The sequence below is a fragment of the Timonella sp. A28 genome (genome assembly GCF_051200815.1).
Classification (GTDB): domain Bacteria; phylum Actinomycetota; class Actinomycetes; order Actinomycetales; family Cellulomonadaceae; genus Timonella.
In genome coordinates, this window is record NZ_CP195159.1 from 2235115 (window position 1) to 2252188 (window position 17074).

17 protein-coding genes and 3 tRNA genes are annotated in these 17074 nt (G+C 52.2%); 13 read left to right on the forward strand and 7 right to left on the reverse strand.

The genetic code is table 11. The features are described 5' to 3' along the window. Nucleotides 1–78: 78 nt before the first annotated feature. Entirely contained in the window at nt 79–1011 is a 933-nt protein-coding gene (locus tag ACR9EC_RS10530) for a DUF1963 domain-containing protein (RefSeq protein ID WP_435299186.1), read from the reverse strand. 278 nt (nt 1012–1289) lie between these two features. Here ACR9EC_RS10530 and ACR9EC_RS10535 point away from each other — a divergent pair, with 278 nt between their 5' ends. The 5 genes from ACR9EC_RS10535 (at nt 1290) to ACR9EC_RS10555 (ending at nt 4527) form a co-directional block, all read left to right on the forward strand. Next, nucleotides 1290–2045: a class E sortase gene (locus ACR9EC_RS10535; RefSeq protein ID WP_435299187.1), complete on the forward strand. Its 756-nt coding sequence runs from the start codon at nt 1290–1292 to the stop codon at nt 2043–2045. 2 nt (nt 2046–2047) lie between these two features. After that, a complete protein-coding gene (locus ACR9EC_RS10540) occupies nt 2048–2203 on the forward strand; it encodes a hypothetical protein (protein ID WP_435299188.1) in 156 nt (51 codons plus the stop codon). A gap of 14 nt (nt 2204–2217) precedes the next feature. Further along, the gene (locus tag ACR9EC_RS10545; RefSeq protein ID WP_435299189.1) at nt 2218–2622 is read left to right on the forward strand and encodes an MmcQ/YjbR family DNA-binding protein; all 405 of its coding nucleotides are present in this window, start codon (nt 2218–2220) and stop codon (nt 2620–2622) included. 424 nt (nt 2623–3046) lie between these two features. Beyond that, nucleotides 3047–4342, forward strand: a complete 1296-nt coding sequence (locus ACR9EC_RS10550; RefSeq protein ID WP_435299190.1) for a threonine/serine ThrE exporter family protein — start codon at nt 3047–3049, stop codon at nt 4340–4342. Nucleotides 4343–4440: 98 nt separating this feature from the next. Next, nucleotides 4441–4527: transfer RNA gene (locus ACR9EC_RS10555), tRNA-Ser, on the forward strand. Between the two features lie 60 nt (nt 4528–4587). On the opposite strand, the gene ACR9EC_RS10560 is transcribed toward ACR9EC_RS10555, so the two are convergent. The 3 genes from ACR9EC_RS10560 to ACR9EC_RS10570 all read right to left on the reverse strand — a co-directional run bounded on the left by ACR9EC_RS10560 (nt 4588) and on the right by ACR9EC_RS10570 (nt 6246). Beyond that, entirely contained in the window at nt 4588–5604 is a 1017-nt protein-coding gene (locus tag ACR9EC_RS10560; RefSeq protein WP_435299191.1) for an FtsX-like permease family protein, read from the reverse strand. Nucleotides 5605–5622: 18 nt separating this feature from the next. Beyond that, nucleotides 5623–5811: a hypothetical protein gene (locus tag ACR9EC_RS10565; RefSeq protein ID WP_435299192.1), complete on the reverse strand. Its 189-nt coding sequence runs from the start codon at nt 5809–5811 to the stop codon at nt 5623–5625. Between the two features lie 102 nt (nt 5812–5913). After that, complete coding sequence (locus ACR9EC_RS10570) at nt 5914–6246, reverse strand: hypothetical protein (protein ID WP_435299193.1); 333 nt, start codon at nt 6244–6246, stop codon at nt 5914–5916. 415 nt (nt 6247–6661) lie between these two features. Here ACR9EC_RS10570 and ACR9EC_RS10575 point away from each other — a divergent pair. The 5 genes from ACR9EC_RS10575 (at nt 6662) to ACR9EC_RS10595 (ending at nt 10715) form a co-directional block, all read left to right on the forward strand. Next, a tRNA-Arg gene (locus ACR9EC_RS10575) sits at nt 6662–6734 on the forward strand. A gap of 300 nt (nt 6735–7034) precedes the next feature. Continuing rightward, nucleotides 7035–7592, forward strand: a complete 558-nt coding sequence (locus ACR9EC_RS10580; RefSeq protein ID WP_435299194.1) for a hypothetical protein — start codon at nt 7035–7037, stop codon at nt 7590–7592. A gap of 166 nt (nt 7593–7758) precedes the next feature. Beyond that, nucleotides 7759–7831 (forward strand) — tRNA-Arg (locus tag ACR9EC_RS10585). Between the two features lie 125 nt (nt 7832–7956). Then, nucleotides 7957–8322: an META domain-containing protein gene (locus tag ACR9EC_RS10590; protein ID WP_435299195.1), complete on the forward strand. Its 366-nt coding sequence runs from the start codon at nt 7957–7959 to the stop codon at nt 8320–8322. Between the two features lie 125 nt (nt 8323–8447). Beyond that, nucleotides 8448–10715 carry an acyltransferase family protein gene (locus ACR9EC_RS10595; protein ID WP_435299196.1) on the forward strand — a complete coding sequence of 756 codons (2268 nt, stop codon included), beginning with the start codon at nt 8448–8450 and terminating at the stop codon, nt 10713–10715. Here ACR9EC_RS10595 and ACR9EC_RS10600 read toward each other — a convergent pair. Then, entirely contained in the window at nt 10690–12726 is a 2037-nt protein-coding gene (locus tag ACR9EC_RS10600; protein ID WP_435299197.1) for a sigma-70 family RNA polymerase sigma factor, read from the reverse strand. The two genes, ACR9EC_RS10595 and ACR9EC_RS10600, sit on opposite strands and share 26 nt — an antisense overlap. A gap of 127 nt (nt 12727–12853) precedes the next feature. Next, nucleotides 12854–13306 (reverse strand): hypothetical protein, encoded by a 453-nt coding sequence (locus tag ACR9EC_RS10605; protein WP_435299198.1) that lies wholly within the window; start codon nt 13304–13306, stop codon nt 12854–12856. 263 nt (nt 13307–13569) lie between these two features. Between ACR9EC_RS10605 and ACR9EC_RS10610 the strand changes: the two genes are divergently transcribed. Genes ACR9EC_RS10610 through ACR9EC_RS10620 form a run of 3 tightly spaced genes read left to right on the forward strand, consistent with a single transcriptional unit; the run spans nt 13570 to nt 16206 of the window. Further along, nucleotides 13570–14499, forward strand: a complete 930-nt coding sequence (locus ACR9EC_RS10610) for a metal ABC transporter solute-binding protein, Zn/Mn family (protein WP_435299199.1) — start codon at nt 13570–13572, stop codon at nt 14497–14499. After that, nucleotides 14496–15329, forward strand: a complete 834-nt coding sequence (locus ACR9EC_RS10615; RefSeq protein ID WP_435299200.1) for a metal ABC transporter ATP-binding protein — start codon at nt 14496–14498, stop codon at nt 15327–15329. The genes ACR9EC_RS10610 and ACR9EC_RS10615 overlap by 4 nt, the downstream gene beginning before the upstream one ends. Next, nucleotides 15322–16206 carry a metal ABC transporter permease gene (locus tag ACR9EC_RS10620; RefSeq protein WP_435299201.1) on the forward strand — a complete coding sequence of 295 codons (885 nt, stop codon included), beginning with the start codon at nt 15322–15324 and terminating at the stop codon, nt 16204–16206. Before ACR9EC_RS10615 ends, ACR9EC_RS10620 begins: the two co-directional genes overlap by 8 nt. A 560-nt stretch (nt 16207–16766) precedes the next feature. Here the strand turns inward: ACR9EC_RS10620 and ACR9EC_RS10625 are convergent. Further along, nucleotides 16767–16970: a cold-shock protein gene (locus tag ACR9EC_RS10625; RefSeq protein WP_435299202.1), complete on the reverse strand. Its 204-nt coding sequence runs from the start codon at nt 16968–16970 to the stop codon at nt 16767–16769. Nucleotides 16971–17074: the final 104 nt, after the last annotated feature.

Here is a 17074-nt window from a genome sequence, read left to right on the forward strand (position 1 = left end):
ATTGCCGCCTTCTTGAGTAGCATTTATGCTGATCAAGAAGGCGGCAATTTTCATTTAATCGCTAAAGAGATGCAGGTGTTAACAATCTGATCGGATAATGCACCATGCGTTCTCGAATGCAAGGTTCTCGAGGTCACTGGCACGCATCCACACCTCTAGAGGATGGATGTCACCAAACCAGCCTGTCAAAGCACCACTAGTAGCTAACTCCATCAATAGGACGTGCTTGTCGTTTTCCTTTTCTAGAGTCAGGACTTCTTCAACGGTTGGCCGGATAGCGTTTTCTCCTGCCAAGGACCGTCCATACAGGTGAGTAAACCTGCTGGGGTCGTTGCTCGGTTCCCCGATCGAGTAAACCTGCCACATGTTTAGATACTGTTCTATCGCTGCCTCGGCAGCTTCGAATGCACCTGGCTCAGTATCAGCGATGTCTAATGAGCTGGGAAGCATGATCGTGCTTTCGGGAAGGAACAACTGACCATAACCTTCTCGCAAATCAAGATCTAGATCCTCTGGCCCGTAGCATAGTTCCAAACCTTCCTGGGTCACGTCGCGGTAGCGGATTTGCCAGCCCAGCACTGTTTTCTCGTCTGGTTCCCAGCCGTAGGTTTCTAGGTCATGGAATAGTTCCAGGGTTCCTGTTTTAGGTAGCCAATCTTTTGCGCCTGGGAATGAGTGGAACACCTCATCAGACGCACTGCCATGTGCAATCGAGGCTAGCGACAACGTCATCACGTGCGCTAACGGCTTCCCGTGAGCGTTACGTGGCCAGTCCTCGATCGATGCGAGCAGTGATGGGCCGCCAAGGTAGCTGACCTCGGAGTCGGCGAACTCAGCCCGATGTTCTTCAACCGGACGGCTTTCGGCAGGGATCTCAGGTAGCACGATAGTCCAGGCGAGATAATCCTCAAGGCGAGCGGCAGCATACTCGGGTTGCCGAGTCCACTGGATCACCTGCGGCAAGCGGTGATTAATTGGAGCTGACGGCATTTTCGCATTTTTCGAATTCATTTGTTCACCTTAAAACAGTGTGGTGCACCAAGACTTGGTGCACCACAGCTCTCGCATCATCAAGTTGTCGCTTGGATTCCTCGGGCACGATGATGGTTGATCCGTACTTACCCAACGCCTTCCTCATAAGGTTGTTTAGAGGGTTTTTGTTAAGCATGACTGCAGTTCTTTCATGGCGAGGACGTGAAGTTCCTGCCCGTTACTTCCCTTCGCCACCTGCATCGGTAAGATTAAGCTTCGGGGCTTGTTAGCAAAGTACAGCAATACTAGGGGTTCACGTGCGTCACCGAAGAGACAACCATGTTTCAGTACTGTCATCAGTGCTGGGTGTCATCGGTGAACTCATGATCACAGTTGGCCTACTCATCGCAGGCTACTTGCTGTGGAATATTTGGTGGGACTCCAACCAGTCCGCTGCCGTAGCGCAACAACACGTCCAAGAGTTCTACGAAGAAGTACCACCCGCGCCGCGTGTAGCAGCAGAACTCATCACCGACGAAGACAAGCCGCCGCCCCCCGTTGAGCCCGTTGCTCCCGGCGAAACAATGGGTGTTTTAATCGTCCCTAAATGGTACGAAAAAACAAACAACTCAATGCCTATCAGGTCAGGCACCTCAGACTGGGTACTCGACCAAGCCGCAGCAGGACACTACGAAGATACAGCCCTGCCCGGAGAAGTCGGAAACTTTTCTCTCGCAGGTCACCGCCGAACCCACGGAAACTCATTCAGGTACATAAACCTGCTTGAAAAAGGCGACCAAGTTATCGTCGAAACAAAAGACACCTGGTACGTGTACGAAGTCACCGACTATCAGATCGTCACCCCAGACGCGGTAGAAGTTATTGCACCTGTGCCCAACAAACCGGGTGAAAAACCGACAGACCGCCTACTTACTCTAACGACATGCCACTCCTTAACCACAGGAGAATGGGGCAACGACCACCGCTGGATTACCCACGCCAAATTTGTTGGCTGGATGGACCGCGCAGACGGAATGCCTGAACAAGTATTGAAAGACCCAGGAGTGCTGTAACAATGTACGGATTAATCTGGAAACTCTTACCAGGGCCAACATGGTTCAAACTCATTGAGGTGCTCATCTTGCTGGGGCTCGTCGCCTACGCACTATTCACGTGGGTGTACCCATGGATCAGTGACACTTTCGTCGGCACAAACCCCAACCTCGGATAACGAAAACACTACTTATGGAACTGTACGAGTTTCTGCGCAATCACTGCCTCACGTTCAATGGCACATTTGAAGACTATCCGTTCGGTGCAGAAACAACCGTCATGAAAGTACGTGCTACATCCACCTCGGCAGAAAAAATGTTTGCCCTGCTGTGGTTTAGCCCAGACGAATTACGCATCAACCTCAAATGCGAACCAGTACTTGCGGAACAGCTACGCGCAACATACCCGCACATCACACCCGGGTATCACATGAACAAACGCCACTGGAACAGCATCACTCTGCCTAGCGGATGGCAGCCCGAAGACGACGGCCTACAACTCCACCACGTTTTAGACCTCATCGAAGACTCGTACGACCTCGTCGTCTCCCAACTACCTCGCACAGATCGCGCCTTACTCGGCTGGACTACCCAATAGGCGGGTACAAAGTCTCACAAACACCCAAACAAACACACGTATGGTGATTGCGGCCTGCACGTACATGCAGACCACACACTGTTTCTAAGTTTTTCTAAAACGCAGTACCACGTAGGGTGGGAACGCAAGTTACTGCACAGGAGCAGTGGCGTAACACCCCAACCTCGTTGAGATTCAAGGTGTTTAAAGAATCATGGGGTTATCGGACAACTTCGATAACCCCGTATGTATGCGGGCAACACACAGCCGCAATAAAGATGTGGCGGTTAGGAACGACCTTCCTAGCCGCCGCATTTTCGAATATGCGGCCCGATACTCGCCAATGTGATGAACAAAGCAACAACACGGTAAAGAAAACACCGGTAAGGGGACTGTTGTCCCCACAATCTAGAACAAAACGGGGCATGATTGAACAGTGGATGGAGTGTATACGCGCGAATCGCAGTTTGAACCGGTTGAACTTATTAGAGCGTCACGGCTTGTCGTACGAGTAGGTAGAGTCCTCCTCACCGCAGGAAGCGGCAGCTACCGTGTCAAAAGCGCTATGCGCTCCGTGGGCGCGGCACTTGGCATGACATCAATACACGCCCAAGTCACTATCAACGAAATCACCGCCACCTGCCACCGTGGCTCTATTTACCGCACAGAGGTTGCACAAACCGCGACCATCGGTGTGAACTCTGACCGCATCCGCGACATACAAAACTACTGCGACAACTTACCACCCGCAGACAGCGAAATCAGCGGCGAAGACCTTGCTGTTCGCCTCAACGAAGTAGAAGCATTTCTCGACGAAATCGAAGCGAAACCGCACCTATACCGTGACATCGCTAACTCGTTTTTCGCTGCCGTAGCGTGTGCGGCCTTCGCGTTCCTCAACAATGGTGGACTCATCGAAATCGGTGCCGTGTTCCTTGGCGCTGGTCTCGGCCAATACACGCGACGACTCATGCTGCATCGCGGACTCAACCAGCTTGCCGTAACAATGCTCGCCGCAGCAGTCGCCTCAACCGTGTATTTAGGTATCACCAACGGAATGTACCTAGCAGGATGGGTCGATTCCATCCACGAAAGCGGATACATTTCCTCCGTGCTGTTCCTCGTCCCAGGGTTCCCACTCATCACGGCCGCCCTAGACTTATCGCGCCTAGACTTCTCAGCAGGCCTCTCACGCCTCGCATACGCCCTGATGATCATGATCTCCGCGGCGCTCTCCGTGTGGGCTGTATCGGCTGTTTTTGGGCTCAACCCGGTACCGCCAGAACCGTTGCCGTTATCAGCTGAAGCGCTCTTCGGGTTCAGGCTCCTTGCGTCCGCGTTAGGTGTGTGGGGGTTCGCCATGATCTTTAACTCGCCGTGGAACGTCGCACTGATTGCGGCACTCATCGGTATGGTCGCAAACACGGCACGACTCGTCATGATCGACGAAGGTATTTTTGCGCAAGGTGCAGCATTCTTTGCTGGCCTCATCGTGGGTATCCTCACCAACTTGCTCGCCCCGCGACTCAATATTCCACGCATCACAGTGTCTGTGCCTGCCGTGGTCATTATGATCCCAGGGGCGGCCGGATATCGCACGATCTACTACTTCAACTCAGGCGACACACTGCAAGCCCTCACCTACGGTGTGGAAGCAATATTCGTGGTTATTGCGGTGGCGATCGGGTTAACGTTCGCACGATCACTAACAGACCGCCACTGGTTTGACACCGTGAAATAAGCGAAACAGGCTCCACCAGTCCATGACTGGTGGAGCCGTTTTGCTATTACGAGTGCAAAACAGGTAACCTAAACACGCTCGTAAAATCCTACGGGCAAGGAGACGTGCGAGAGTGGCCGAATCGGGCACCCTGCTAAGGTGTTAGGGGCGCAAGCCCCTCGAGGGTTCGAATCCCTCCGTCTCCGCAGTTTAAAGCCTCAGAATCAACTGATTCTGAGGCTTTTGTTGTGTACGGGCAGCGGCGCTTATGAAATGTGTGCCGCTGATTTCGCTAAACCGTGTGATGCTGTTGCGCCAGCGTAGACGAGCCCAACGGCGAAGGCAGTGGAGATCGCGAATCGGGCCAGGATTTCTGTGTTTTGGAATGTGCCTGCACCTAAAACAGGAACCATAAACAGCACGCACGTACTCACTGCTAAACCGACTGCGGCAAATAAGGGGATAGTTGTTTCTCTCAGTCGGGCACGGTTGAGTTCACGAATCGACATGCCCGTTAAATGCAGTGCGCGATAGTGGTTGCGTTGCGAAATGACTCGTCCGGCCTGTGTGACCCCAGTAGATGTTGCGGCAAGTACGCCAGCAATAGCGAGGGTTAAGTAACCACCCGTGCTCACGTCGTTGGCGAAGGTCACCTGTTCGGGGTCGTCTACTGAGCCAAATAGTGCCATCACGCTGGCCAGCCCTGCAATGAATGTTGCGAGAGCGACCCCGCCAACAGAACGCCACGCAGTTTTGGGGTCGTCGCTTATTCGTCGGGCCGCTAAAAGGGTCGACGAGGTGCGTGCGCGTGCCGCCCACACTTTACCGATAAGAGACATCGCAAACGGCCCAACAATGTTGAGCGTGGCAAGCCCCAAAATCAACATGAGGGCAATCGCTGCCATGCTGGCAAACGGCGAATACAGTGCAGCAAACATTCCCGCTAAAGCGATAGCAACAGCGACGAGTCGCACGCTTTTTAGCGCAGGTTGTGTTTCCTTCTTGGTCACACCCAGCGGGGATACCACTACTTTGCGTAATCCAATTAGAGCTGACAGTGTGCCGAGTAGTACGACTCCGGTAACAACCGCGCACAGCATGAGTGGGCTGACTACTAGTTCAGCGAATGTGAAACCTGCCCCATCAAACGGTATGAGACCGATAACGGGTATGAGCGCAAAATAGCCGGCGATGCCTAGCATCACGCCAGCGAGGGATTGGGTTAGTGCGTCTAAAACGGCAAGAGCTGTGACTTGGGGGCTGGTTGCTCCAACGAGCCGCAAGGTGGCTAGGCGGGTGTCTCATCGGGCGACGACAAGTCGGGATGCTGCACCGCTCATGGTCGCTAATGGAACGAAAAGGAGTCCACCAGCAATGTACGCCAAGGACACATAACTTTCGGCGTTTTCACTGGCGTTTGGGAGAGCCGCGCGATGCTGGAATGCGCCAATGCCACCGGCGACGAGCAGCAGTAACGCGGTTACGGTCATGAACGCGATGATGGTGAGTGCGCTGGTGAGGCGGTGTGGGTTCGTTGGGGAAGATGATACCGGCGCTGGTGATTAGTGCCCGCGTGATTGCAACGAGTTGTGTTATAGCGTTTGTGTTTTAATTAGTTCTTCTAATTTATTTATTTGAGCAATTTGAATATCTAAATCAATCTTCTTTCGTTTGCCAGCATTGTAGAATCCGTAAGCAACGCAGATACTGCCTAGGAGTGAGAACAATCCGGCAATTATTAGCCAAAAAACAACAGGGTTAGAGACCTCTTCGTTGGTTAAGTAATTGTATTCTGTTCTAGAGAAAGTTCCGTACCAAATTCCGAAATTCACGCTAGAAAGCGTGTACCAAATTATCGCCCACATAAAATTTTTGTATCCTGCATGAGAATCTTCGTGAGTAAAAACAATATTTTGGGAAGTCATGAGTAAATGCTAGCAGGGGTGCAACTTAACGCTCATTTGCGAGATAAGATTTGATGCTTGAGTTGTCTTCGTCTCTGCACATATGAAAGGTTTCAGAATCAACTGATTCGTAGACCTTAGGGTGCGTTCGGTGTCTCGCATGGATGAGTGCATGCGGTCACGCCATTGCACCTCCCCTGATGTTGGTGGGGTGTTTCGCGTCGGGCGTTGGTTGTGTTTTGGGCTGGTGGGGTAGTGCTTTGTGGGGAGGGTCGTCTGCTACTTGTGTCGTAGGTGAGCCGGTATTTTTACTGTTCAAAACCTATTTTTTTTGCTGATGTGCGAGGCCGATTGAGGTTACGTGTCGCGTATCACTGCTTTTTGATTTGGGTGTGCTGGGTAAAGCCGGTAATGTTTCTTCTGGTCATTCGACCGGGCGTTCGTGGCTCAACGGATAGAGCATCTGACTACGGATCAGAAGGTTGGGGGTTCGAATCCCTCCGAGCGCACAAGCAACCCGCTACTTTCAGTAGCGGGTTTTTTGTTTTAAACCTTTTCGTAAGCTTGTGGCAGTTGTCCCCATCTGGATTTATGGGAGCGTAAAGCCAAAAATGAGACAAATGCTCTTGTGTGCAAAATATTTGGTTACACAATTACGGCCTGCGTGAATATAGTTGGGTATACAACCTACTCATGGGACGATTTGGTCCGAGGTTGAAGCGCGCCACGAATCCATCCAGTTCACGGTGCGCACGTGCGCCATTCGCGCACCCCTGTCTTATTCGCACCGATACAACGTAGGTGAATTCATGAAGCGTGTAGCTACGCTAGCCTTGGTCTCCCTTGCACTTTTGGGCGCATGCTCAACTGATGACGGAAACGCAGCCGACAACTCAGCGTCACCAACGGCTGCAGACCCACGCAAGTATGTTCTCGAAGATGGCACAACCATCGAATACGACCGTCTAGGCGAGTTGCCGCAGAACATGGCAGAGGAACTTCAGGGTCGTTTTGACAAGGTCCTCTTTGAGCCAAACGTGGAGAAGTACCAGGCCGCTTTGGTAGCTAAGAAACTTGGTCCAGACACTGACAACCTGCTTGCGTTCAAAGCTGAAGCAGGAAACATCGGTAGCGAAACCGGTAAGTATGTTGGTGGCGTTATCCGCGCCGTTGCTACCTGCGAAGACGAAAGCCTCAAGGTCATGTGGGGTTTTGCACCACAAGACAAGAACACCGCACAATTCGCTGACTGCTCTGTTGCAGACTCAAAAGCTGAAGCACACAAGCTAGCGCAAACATACCTTGATGGCGCTATTGGTGGCCGTGAAGCGTGGGTGCTCATCGAGCAGAAGTCATCCGAGAAGTAAACTTTTTGCGATTTTCAGCGCACCGTAGCTGACGCAATATAGTGAAACCCCTCGAAGGTGAGCGCCGAGTGTGGCGTTGCTCGCGTTCGAGGGGTTTCAGTTTCGGTTTACCTTGGAATGCAGGTAGACTATTCGAGGATCAAGCGCTGCTTGCATGTTTGATCGGGCGTTCGTAGCTCAACGGATAGAGCATCTGACTACGGATCAGAAGGTTGGGGGTTCGAATCCCTCCGAGCGCACAAGTGAAAGCCTCGTCAGAGTAATCTGGCGGGGCTTTTTTGTATATGTTTTTGTGTCTAGGGCAGCATTTGTAAGTGTTGTGTGTACTGATGCGGACCAGAAAGCGTGATGTTAGTTTCGACGTATGAACGATCTCACCACACACCATTGGACTGTGACCGCAATTGACGGTGAACCCGTGTTTGAGCAGTTTGCGCCAACCCTAGAATTTGATGCGACTGGACGAATCAGTGGCAGTACGGGTGTGAATACGTTCTTTGGCGCATATTTTTTTGATGGCGCTACTGTCAAAGTCGAAACTTTAGGTAGTACACGCAAAACCGGACCTGCTCAGGCTGTTTTACAAGAGCACAGATTTTTGTCTGTGTTGCAGGGCGAACGTCCGGTCACGTATGCCGAGGGCATTTTGACGATTGGCACTACTGAGACTGGTGTGATTGAGGCAGCCGCTGTGGTGTCGTCGTCTGGGGAACCCTCGATGCTTCGTTAGTGCGTGTTGCCCTCATTCACATTCTGATTGCAAACTTTCCGTAAGATGCTCCAACAAACTGACCTGCGTCCTCAAACCCGTGCGGAAGGATAACGAATACATAACAGAGGGGTAGACGCAGACTGATGACCTTCACCAAAAACAATGCGGCACAGGGCGCTGATACTACAGTTGACGGGGAAAACAGCACGCTTCAGGCAGAAGTGCATCTTCCTTCGTTCTCAGTGGGCATTCAGGCGCTTCGGGCTCTCGCGGTAGCTCTTGTTGTTATCTATCATGTGTGGCCTGGACTGGTGCCTGGTGGTTTTGTTGGCGTTGACATTTTCTTTGTGATCTCCGGATATCTCATCACCTTAGGCATGCTGAAGGAGTATCAACGCACTGCCACGTTAAGTCTGACGCAGTTTTATGCGCGACGAATTCGTCGTATTCTCCCAGCTGCGACAACGACCATCGTCGCTACTGTGTTGGTGGCGTGGGTTGTTATGCCAAATACGTGGTGGGCGAGTATTTCGCAGCATGCGAAGGCGTCCCTGCTGTATTTCGAGAACTGGCTGTTAGCAAAAGAAGCCACAGATTATCTTGCTGAGGGTCAGAACGCTACGCCTTTTCAACATTTTTGGTCACTGTCAGTTGAAGAGCAGTTTTATATTGTGTGGCCGTTGTTGTTTATCGCAGTTATTTGGGTTGCTTTCCGTGTGTCTGCGCGGAGCAATGCTACGGTGCAGCAGCGGATAACCAGCAAGGCGGATCGCATGCAGGACGATCAAGAGCGTGCTGTGCGTGTGGGAATGCGCATGCTGTTAGTGGTTTTGGCTGTTTTAACGGTCGTGTCGTTTGTGTGGTCGGCCCGTTTGGTTGCCCGCGCCGACGAGTCTGCCTACTTTGTTACCCAAGCGCGTATGTGGGAATTGTGTGTGGGGGCGCTGCTCGCCTATGTTGTTGTGGCACGTTCCCGAACCAGTCGTGATAGCACGGTTTTTAGTTTTGTTACTCGCCACGCTTTTATTCGCGATGGTGTTGTTGCGATTGCCGCAACAGCTTTGGTCGCTTCTGCGTTTTTCTATAATGCCGGTACGCCTTTCCCCGGACCGGCAGCGCTTGTGCCAACGTTAAGCACGGCGGCACTTATTTTTGTTACGACGGTGCACTGCCCACAAGCAACACGGTTTGCTCGGGTTAGAAGCATGCTTGTTGAGCATAAAACTGTGCAATGGTTGGGCGACATCTCATATTCGCTGTATTTGTGGCATTGGCCGTTGCTGATTATGGCCCCGTTCATGTTTGAAAGGATTCCGCAGGCTGCACAGTTGTGGCTAGTGGTGATGTGTGCCCTAATCTTGGCGCACTTAACCCGCAAGTTCATTGAACTCCCTGCCCAACATGGTGCGTTGAAAAAGTGGCGGCCACGCATGCTGTATCCGGCCACTGCAGCGTTGACAGCGGTGATGGTGAGCGCCGCTGCCGTACCAAACTGGCATGGCGAGCGACAAATCCAGCAAGAACTGGATACTCGTGCGCAACTGCAACAGGACCCGCCAGAACGGCTTGGAGCCCAGTCGCTGGCTGCGGACAGGTATGAGCCTTTTGCTATTCGAGAAGAAGTATTGGTGCCAGCACCTCAAGAGGTTCGGGCGGACCTGCCAGATGGTGTCATTGAAGGTGAATGTAAATCTGAGGTGGCCGACGACTTTACCCCGCACTGTTTGTTTGGTGACGAAGACGCAGAGTTAACTGTCGCACTGATTGGTGACTCTCATATTGAGCAGTATCTTCCTGCGTTTCAGGAACTAGCAAAAGATAATGAGTTCCGTATTGAAACGTATTTTCATGCTTCATGCCCGTTTTCGTTGGCGGTACGACAATCCGATTTCGAAAAGGGCAGCCCGTGCTATAAGTCGAACAAAGACACGTTGAAGAAGGTGCTTGCTGACGACAACATTGACATTGTTGTGACATCAAACCGCACGGATGTTTCGTGGAATATGAGCGACAAAAAACCAGATCCAGAAACAGGGTTTAGGAAAATATGGAAGCAGCTCGTTGATGATGGAAAAGACGTGTACGTGTTTGGGGACAACCCGCGTGCGTTGAAAGGGGATAGTACGCGTGACTGTGTTGCGCAGAGCCCTGAAGAACCGCAAGTGTGCGACCGCGACCGTGACGAAAGCTTCGTCATGGACTATCAAGCAGAAGCCGCTGATGGAGTGCATGGGGTTGAGTACGTTGATACGCGTGGCTGGTTCTGCACGGACGACACGTGCCCGGCTGTTATCGGTAACGTGATGGTGTATCGCGATGACCAGCACGTTACCGCAACGTATGCGCGTACGTTAGCGCCTCGTGTGTTATCTGAAATTAAGCAGTTCAGTCGTTTTCAGTTGTCGCTTTAAAAGTAAAGAGTGTTGTCCATGGGCCGTATCGAGGGTGATGTTTATTTGTGAGGTCGACTTGCCGAGCCTCAATAGTGTTGATTTCTTGTACCGTATCGATGGTCCACTGAAACCCGGAACTTTCACCTACGTTATGGTGTTTACGCACTTCGCCGTTTAGGCGGAAGTTCACTGTGTTTCGTTGCTGAGACACCAACGTGAAATTGACAGTAGGGTACCTCTCGTCATCATCGAATTCGATTGTGTCACCATTATCGAATCTGGCACCGTCATAGTAGACATGCTCGATGGAGAACATGTTTGTGCTAGCCGGCGTAAACGTGTACGTGGTGGTGATAGCAGCGCGAGAGGTGATGTCTCCGTCTTCATTTCGCTGTAGAACCATGTAACGTCGTGTGCCTTGTGTGGCGGCATCCGAACTCACATCAACGGTCCATAGCCCGTCGTCCGGCACTGTCGTTTGACCAACAGCGGGAGCAGCAACGTTAGCGGCAGCAGCGGATCGTCCACGAATTTTTACGTCGTCGATAACCTCGATTGTTGAGCCAGGTTCGCCACGCCCCATAAATCGCGGCATGAAGATGCCATCGTTGACCGATTCGGTATCAATAGTTACAGGGGTAACCACAGGAGTCGAGGGGGTTGGTGCTGGCGTTGGGTCTGGTGAGGACGGATCTGGGCGGGGAGTCTCTACGGGAGTGCTCGTTGTTGGTGTTGGCGTCGGTTCAGCACTAGGTGTTGAGTCATCTGAAGAATCTGGAGTAGAGGTCTGCTCATCAGATTTGTCATTCTCGTCAGGGTTGACTGTAGGAGTAGAGACAATTGGCGCAGTTGTCGGTGTGGACAGGTTGCCTACATGGGTAGGGCGCGTCGTCTGTTCTGACAACGTTCCCTCAGATGGTTGTTGGGTTTCTTGTGGTTCAGTGTTGGACTCTGTCGATGCTGACTGTGTGGACTGCGTTGAAGGAGCAGAAGGACCAGCTGAAGGCGTCGATAGTGCGGCAGGGGGAGCCTGCACCGCGACAGTTTCCGGCGGCGAGGTCAGTACACCAGAAGCAACCGCGACCGCGACAGCAACAAGCACACCAGACGCGACAACAACACTTGTGGCAGGGTTATTTTGCACCCATTTTTTCGCTGCACTAAAAACCTGCGTGCCATGAGCTGCGCCAGCCGTTCCAGCGGCAGCCGCAGTAGACGCGGCTGGTGCGACAAATAAACCTGAACCGGCAACAGAAGCAGCAGGAACCCCCAACACAAGTGGCAGGAGGATGCCCCGCAACGACGAACTTACATCATGCAGTTCGGCGCATAACACGGCACACTTGTTGCACTCGGACAGGTGGTTTTGTAGTCGTTCAGTGCGACGATGAGACAGGTTGTCCCTGGTGTACGCGCCCAAGTTTTTCTCAGTCCACTGGCACTCTTCATCCTCCGCAGTGTGTGTGGTGGAGATGTGGGCTTGGAGCCAAGCTTCACGGAGCCCTTCGCGTGCGCGGAACGCAAGTGCTGAGACCGCTCGAGCGTTGACACCCATGAGCGGGGCAATTTCTGCTGGGGTGAGTCCTTCAACTTCTGTGTACCACAAGACGGTGCGCCAATCCGCTGGAAGATCGCGGAAGGCGCGGGCCGTAAAAGCATTGTTTTCGGTGAGCGAGGCAAGGTCTGTGTCGGTGATCAGCTCTGATTCAACGTGCGTCAGCTCAACGGCAGTTATCGCATTGTTTGACCACGCCATTGAGGCACTACGGATCGTCGCATACAGGTATGAACGAAAACCTTCGGTGGGGCCTTTGCCGTTGAGGATGGCCTGATATATGCGCGTAAATGCTTCTTGGACGAGGTCTTCTGGGTCGTGGCGTGAAGTAATAGCACGCGCAGCCTGGATGCCTGCTTGATGGTGGCGTTCCCACAAGATTGCGTATGCGGACTCGTCGCCTTGACGGAGCTTATTAATCAAAGCGGAATCGGGAAGTTGTGCGAGCCGTGTTTGAAAAATGGACTCAGTCATTGCTCTCTGTCGTTCCGAACTCAAGGGGGTGCCCACCAGATTGTTTCACGACGGACGATATAGGGGAACATGCTGTGTGCGTGTGCTTTGTCATGTTGCTGTAGTTATACCCGTTCAACCTTATGCGCTATTTATCATGTGAGTCAGGGTTAGGCGCGTGTAGGAGCGGTTTCAGCATGATGTTCAGGTGCTCTTCAATGTGGTCGAGTTCTTCGGTGAGTATGGCACAACGCAAGCATGTAATGAGGTGGTCGCTAATATTCCTTGCGCGCTCGTCTCCCTCGATAGTGGGTGTGGCCGCGGCCAACGTGTGTGCATAGTGCGCACATTCAGGTGAGGTGCTGTTGTGATGCGCGTGAAGCTGCACCCACGCTTTTCTGAACTCGTTTTGGGCGCGTGCAGTTTCGAAAGCAACTTCATGTGGTTTGAGTTTGTGGAGTACACCGATTTCTTTGGCGTTGAGCCGTTCAATGTGTCTGGACCACAGCACAGATTTACTAATTTTGGGCAACGCTTCAAAGGCTTGCCCAGTAATTGAATAACGGGCAAGAGCGGGGGCGTAATACGGAGATAAAGGCATGTTGCGACTCGCAGTGGGTGGCGCGGCAGCGTGGGGGCAACTGCCGCGCCTGCTAGTGGTGCGGCAGTGTGGGGGCGACTGCCGCATGTGGGGGTGGTAGTGGACTGCTTAAGGTGCGTACACCTGTAAAGAGTGCTGTTCTGGTGAAGTGTTACGCAAAAAATGTGGGTGAAGCAAAAATTTTTCGACGATTGCCGAATGCGGGTATAAGAACTATATTGTTCGGATACCCGAACTTTTGTTTTGTTGAAGTGAGCGCTCGCATGAAAACCACAAAAATTGTGTGCCTTATGGCCGCACTTTTCGCTTCTTCACTTGTGCTGGGATGCAGCGAATCATCAGAAAATGCACACCCCAAAACACCTGAAGAAGACCCAAAAATTACTGTGCTTGCCACCTTCACAGTGCTGCAAGACATTACCCAAAACGTGGCGGGCGACCACGCTGAAGTTATCTCGCTGATTAAACAAGGTGCAGAAATACACGGCTACGAGCCAACCCCCGGCGATATTCAACGAGCAAAAGAAGCAGACCTCATCGTCGAAAACGGGTTGGGTCTAGAAATATGGCTCAATAAGTTCACCGCAGACATCGACGTGCCAACAGCAACTCTGAGCCAAGGTATAGAACCCATCAACATCGCTAGCGACGCATACAAGGGAAAACCCAACCCGCACGCATGGATGTCTCCAGCACACGCCGAAACATACGCATATAACGCCGCGCACGCGCTCTCACGCATTGACCCGAACAACAGTGCCGCCTACCAGCGCAACGCCCGCGACTATGCGACACGTATCCGCGCAGCAGGAGAGCACGCAGTTCAACAACTACAGCAGCGCACCACCCCCATCACACACCTTGTGACATGCGAAGGCGCGTTTTCCTATCTTGCCCACGACCTTGGTATGCACGAACACTACTTGTGGCCAGTAAACGCAGAACGGCAATCGACACCAAAACAAGTAGCAGCAGCAATCACCGCCGTGCGAGACAACAACATCGAAGCCGTTTTTTGCGAATCGACAGTTTCCCCGTCGTCTATGTACGTCGTAGCAGACGAATCAGGAGCAACTTTTGGTGGAACCCTATACGTGGATTCGCTATCCAGTACGGACGGACCCGTTCCTACCTTTTTATCGCTCATGAAACACAATCTCGCAACGATCACACAGGCAGGAAAAAACACATGACTGGGGTGCACACAACCGATACAGCACACGACTCACAGCCTAGCGTGCTGTTAAATGTACAAAACTTAACTGTCTCCTACGGCCATATCACAGCATTAGCAGACGCCGACATGACATTACCTGCACACGTTACGTCTTCCACTGGAATGCCACGAGGCATCATTTGCGGCCTCTTGGGCCCAAACGGTTCTGGAAAATCATCATTGTTTAAAGCGCTCATGGGCGCTACCCCAAGCCGCGGCACCATACAGGTGGCAGGGCTGAGCAGCCTCGAGGCACGTAAAGCAGGAAAAATAGCGTACGTTCCACAAGCCGAAGACGTCGACTGGGACTTTCCGTTGTCCGTGCGCGAAGTCGTGTCTCAAGGTCGTCCACAACGAAGGCTGCGCTCTGCAACCCCACATGACAAAACTATTGTGCAAGAAGCCTTAATCAGAGTGAGTTTGGAAGAACTTGCAGACCGGCAAATCGGTGAACTATCTGGCGGGCAAAAACGACGAGTGTTTGTGGCACGAGCATGCGCCCAATTTTTAGACTCTTCCGTGCCTAGCACACAGAACGAACGTGACGCTCCTAAGCTCCTGCTTTTAGACGAGCCCTTTTCCGGCGTCGATGTGCAATCGGCAGAGCTCATTGAGCACGCAATCATGGAACTGGCGCACAACGGTGTCGGGGTGCTGGTCTCAGTACACGACATGGAAAGCGCTCGCCGGCTTTGCGACGAAGTGGTGCTGTTACGTAAATGTGTGCTTGCGCAAGGGCCAACTCGCGAAGTGTTGACAGACGCAAATATTTCTAACCTTTTTATGGGTGGTGACATTCATGTTTGAGTGGCTGGTTGAGCCTTTTCAATTTGAGTTCATGCAGCGTGCGTTGATTGTGGCTGTGAGTGCGGCGCTCGTGTGTGGAGTGTTGTCGAGCTGGTTGGTGCTTTTGGGTTGGTCCTTGTTAGGTGATGCTGTTTCTCATGCGGTGCTGCCGGGTGTCGTGTTGGCATACATGCTGGGGCTGCCGTTTGCTGTTGGTGCAACAGTGTTGGCTTTTATTGCGGTGGGGTTGATCGGTAGGGTTCGGACGACCACTATTGTGCGCGAGGATGCTGCTATAGGCGTGGTGTTTACTTCGCTGTTTGCGTTCGGGTTGGTGCTTATTTCGAGGTATCCCAGCCAGATAGATTTGACTCACGTGTTGTTTGGCAACATTTTGGGTGTGCAAACATCTGACGCAATTCAGGTGGTTGCTTTGTCGTTGAGTGTGTTGGTGATTCTTCTCGTGCTGCGACGAGACCTCACTTTGTTTGCCTTTGATAAGGGGCAAGTCAATGCTTTAGGCAAGAATGTTTCGTTGCTTTCGGCGGTGCTTTTGGGGGCGTTAGCTTTGACGTCTGTTGCTGCGTTGCAAGCGGTTGGGGTAATTCTTGTTGTTGCGTTGCTTATTACCCCGGGTGCTACGGCCTTGTTGTGGACAAAGAGGTTTACTCACATGCTGTGGATTGCCCCGGTTGTGGGAGTGTCATCTGCGTTTGTGGGAATTACCGTGTCGTTTTATGCGGATGTTGCTTCAGGAGCAACGATCGTGTTGATGCTGGGAGTGCATTTTCTGGCTGCGTATGTGTGCGGTCCGCGGCAACGTTGGGGCATTGCTCTTCGTAGATACATGGTGAAACTGCGTCATCGTCGAGCAGTTGCTACGGCTGTTGTTGAGTGATTGTGTTGTTAGATGTGGGAGACGCGTTTGGGAAGTGGGCGCGCTTTAATATGAGTGCCGTGTGCCGGTGTGAAGACCTCTGGTTTAGTGGCGGGGGCAGAGGTTTCTGGGGTGAAGAGCACTCTTGCGGACACGCGCTTCACGTGTGTTGTTAGATCAGCTTTTTTCAAGGTCGCACCGAACCGTCCTTGGACAGGTAGCCACGATCCTTTTAGGCGGTCGAACCCGAATTTTTTCTTCCTGTTCATCCCGATTACCGTAAATTGATTTCCACCCGCACTCAAGTGTTTCCGGGGTGAAAGTTATCAGTCCAACTACCCATGTGTTGGAAAATAAGGGGAAACACTGATTCCTCGGGGAAACCTCCCCATTATTCTGGTGTTTGTGGTGCTGTGAAGCACGGAATCATGCGGTTCTGCGCGGTTTATGTATCTGACAGGCGTGCAGAAAAATCAGGGGTTAATGAGGCTGTTGTGATGGCATAAAAAAGTGGTGGCTGCGCACATGAGTGAAACTCTGTGCGCAGCCACCACTAAGTACTAGTGAAGACTAGTTCTTGATCACAGTGGGCGGATGTTCTCAGCCTGTGGACCCTTTGGACCCTGGGTGATCTCGAACTCAACCTGCTGGTTTTCTTCGAGGCTGCGGTAGCCGTTGCTTACGATTGCGCTGTAGTGTGCGAACACGTCAGCTGATCCGTCTGATGGGGCGATGAATCCATAGCCCTTTTCGTTGTTGAACCATTTTACTGTTCCAACTGCCATTTTAGGTCTCCTTCAAGAGGTGTGCGGACGCCTTCCAAAGTGAAAGGCGGGACGTCACGGTGATCGTCGTCAAACTCTTGAGGACCAAGAATGCGGACTTGCAA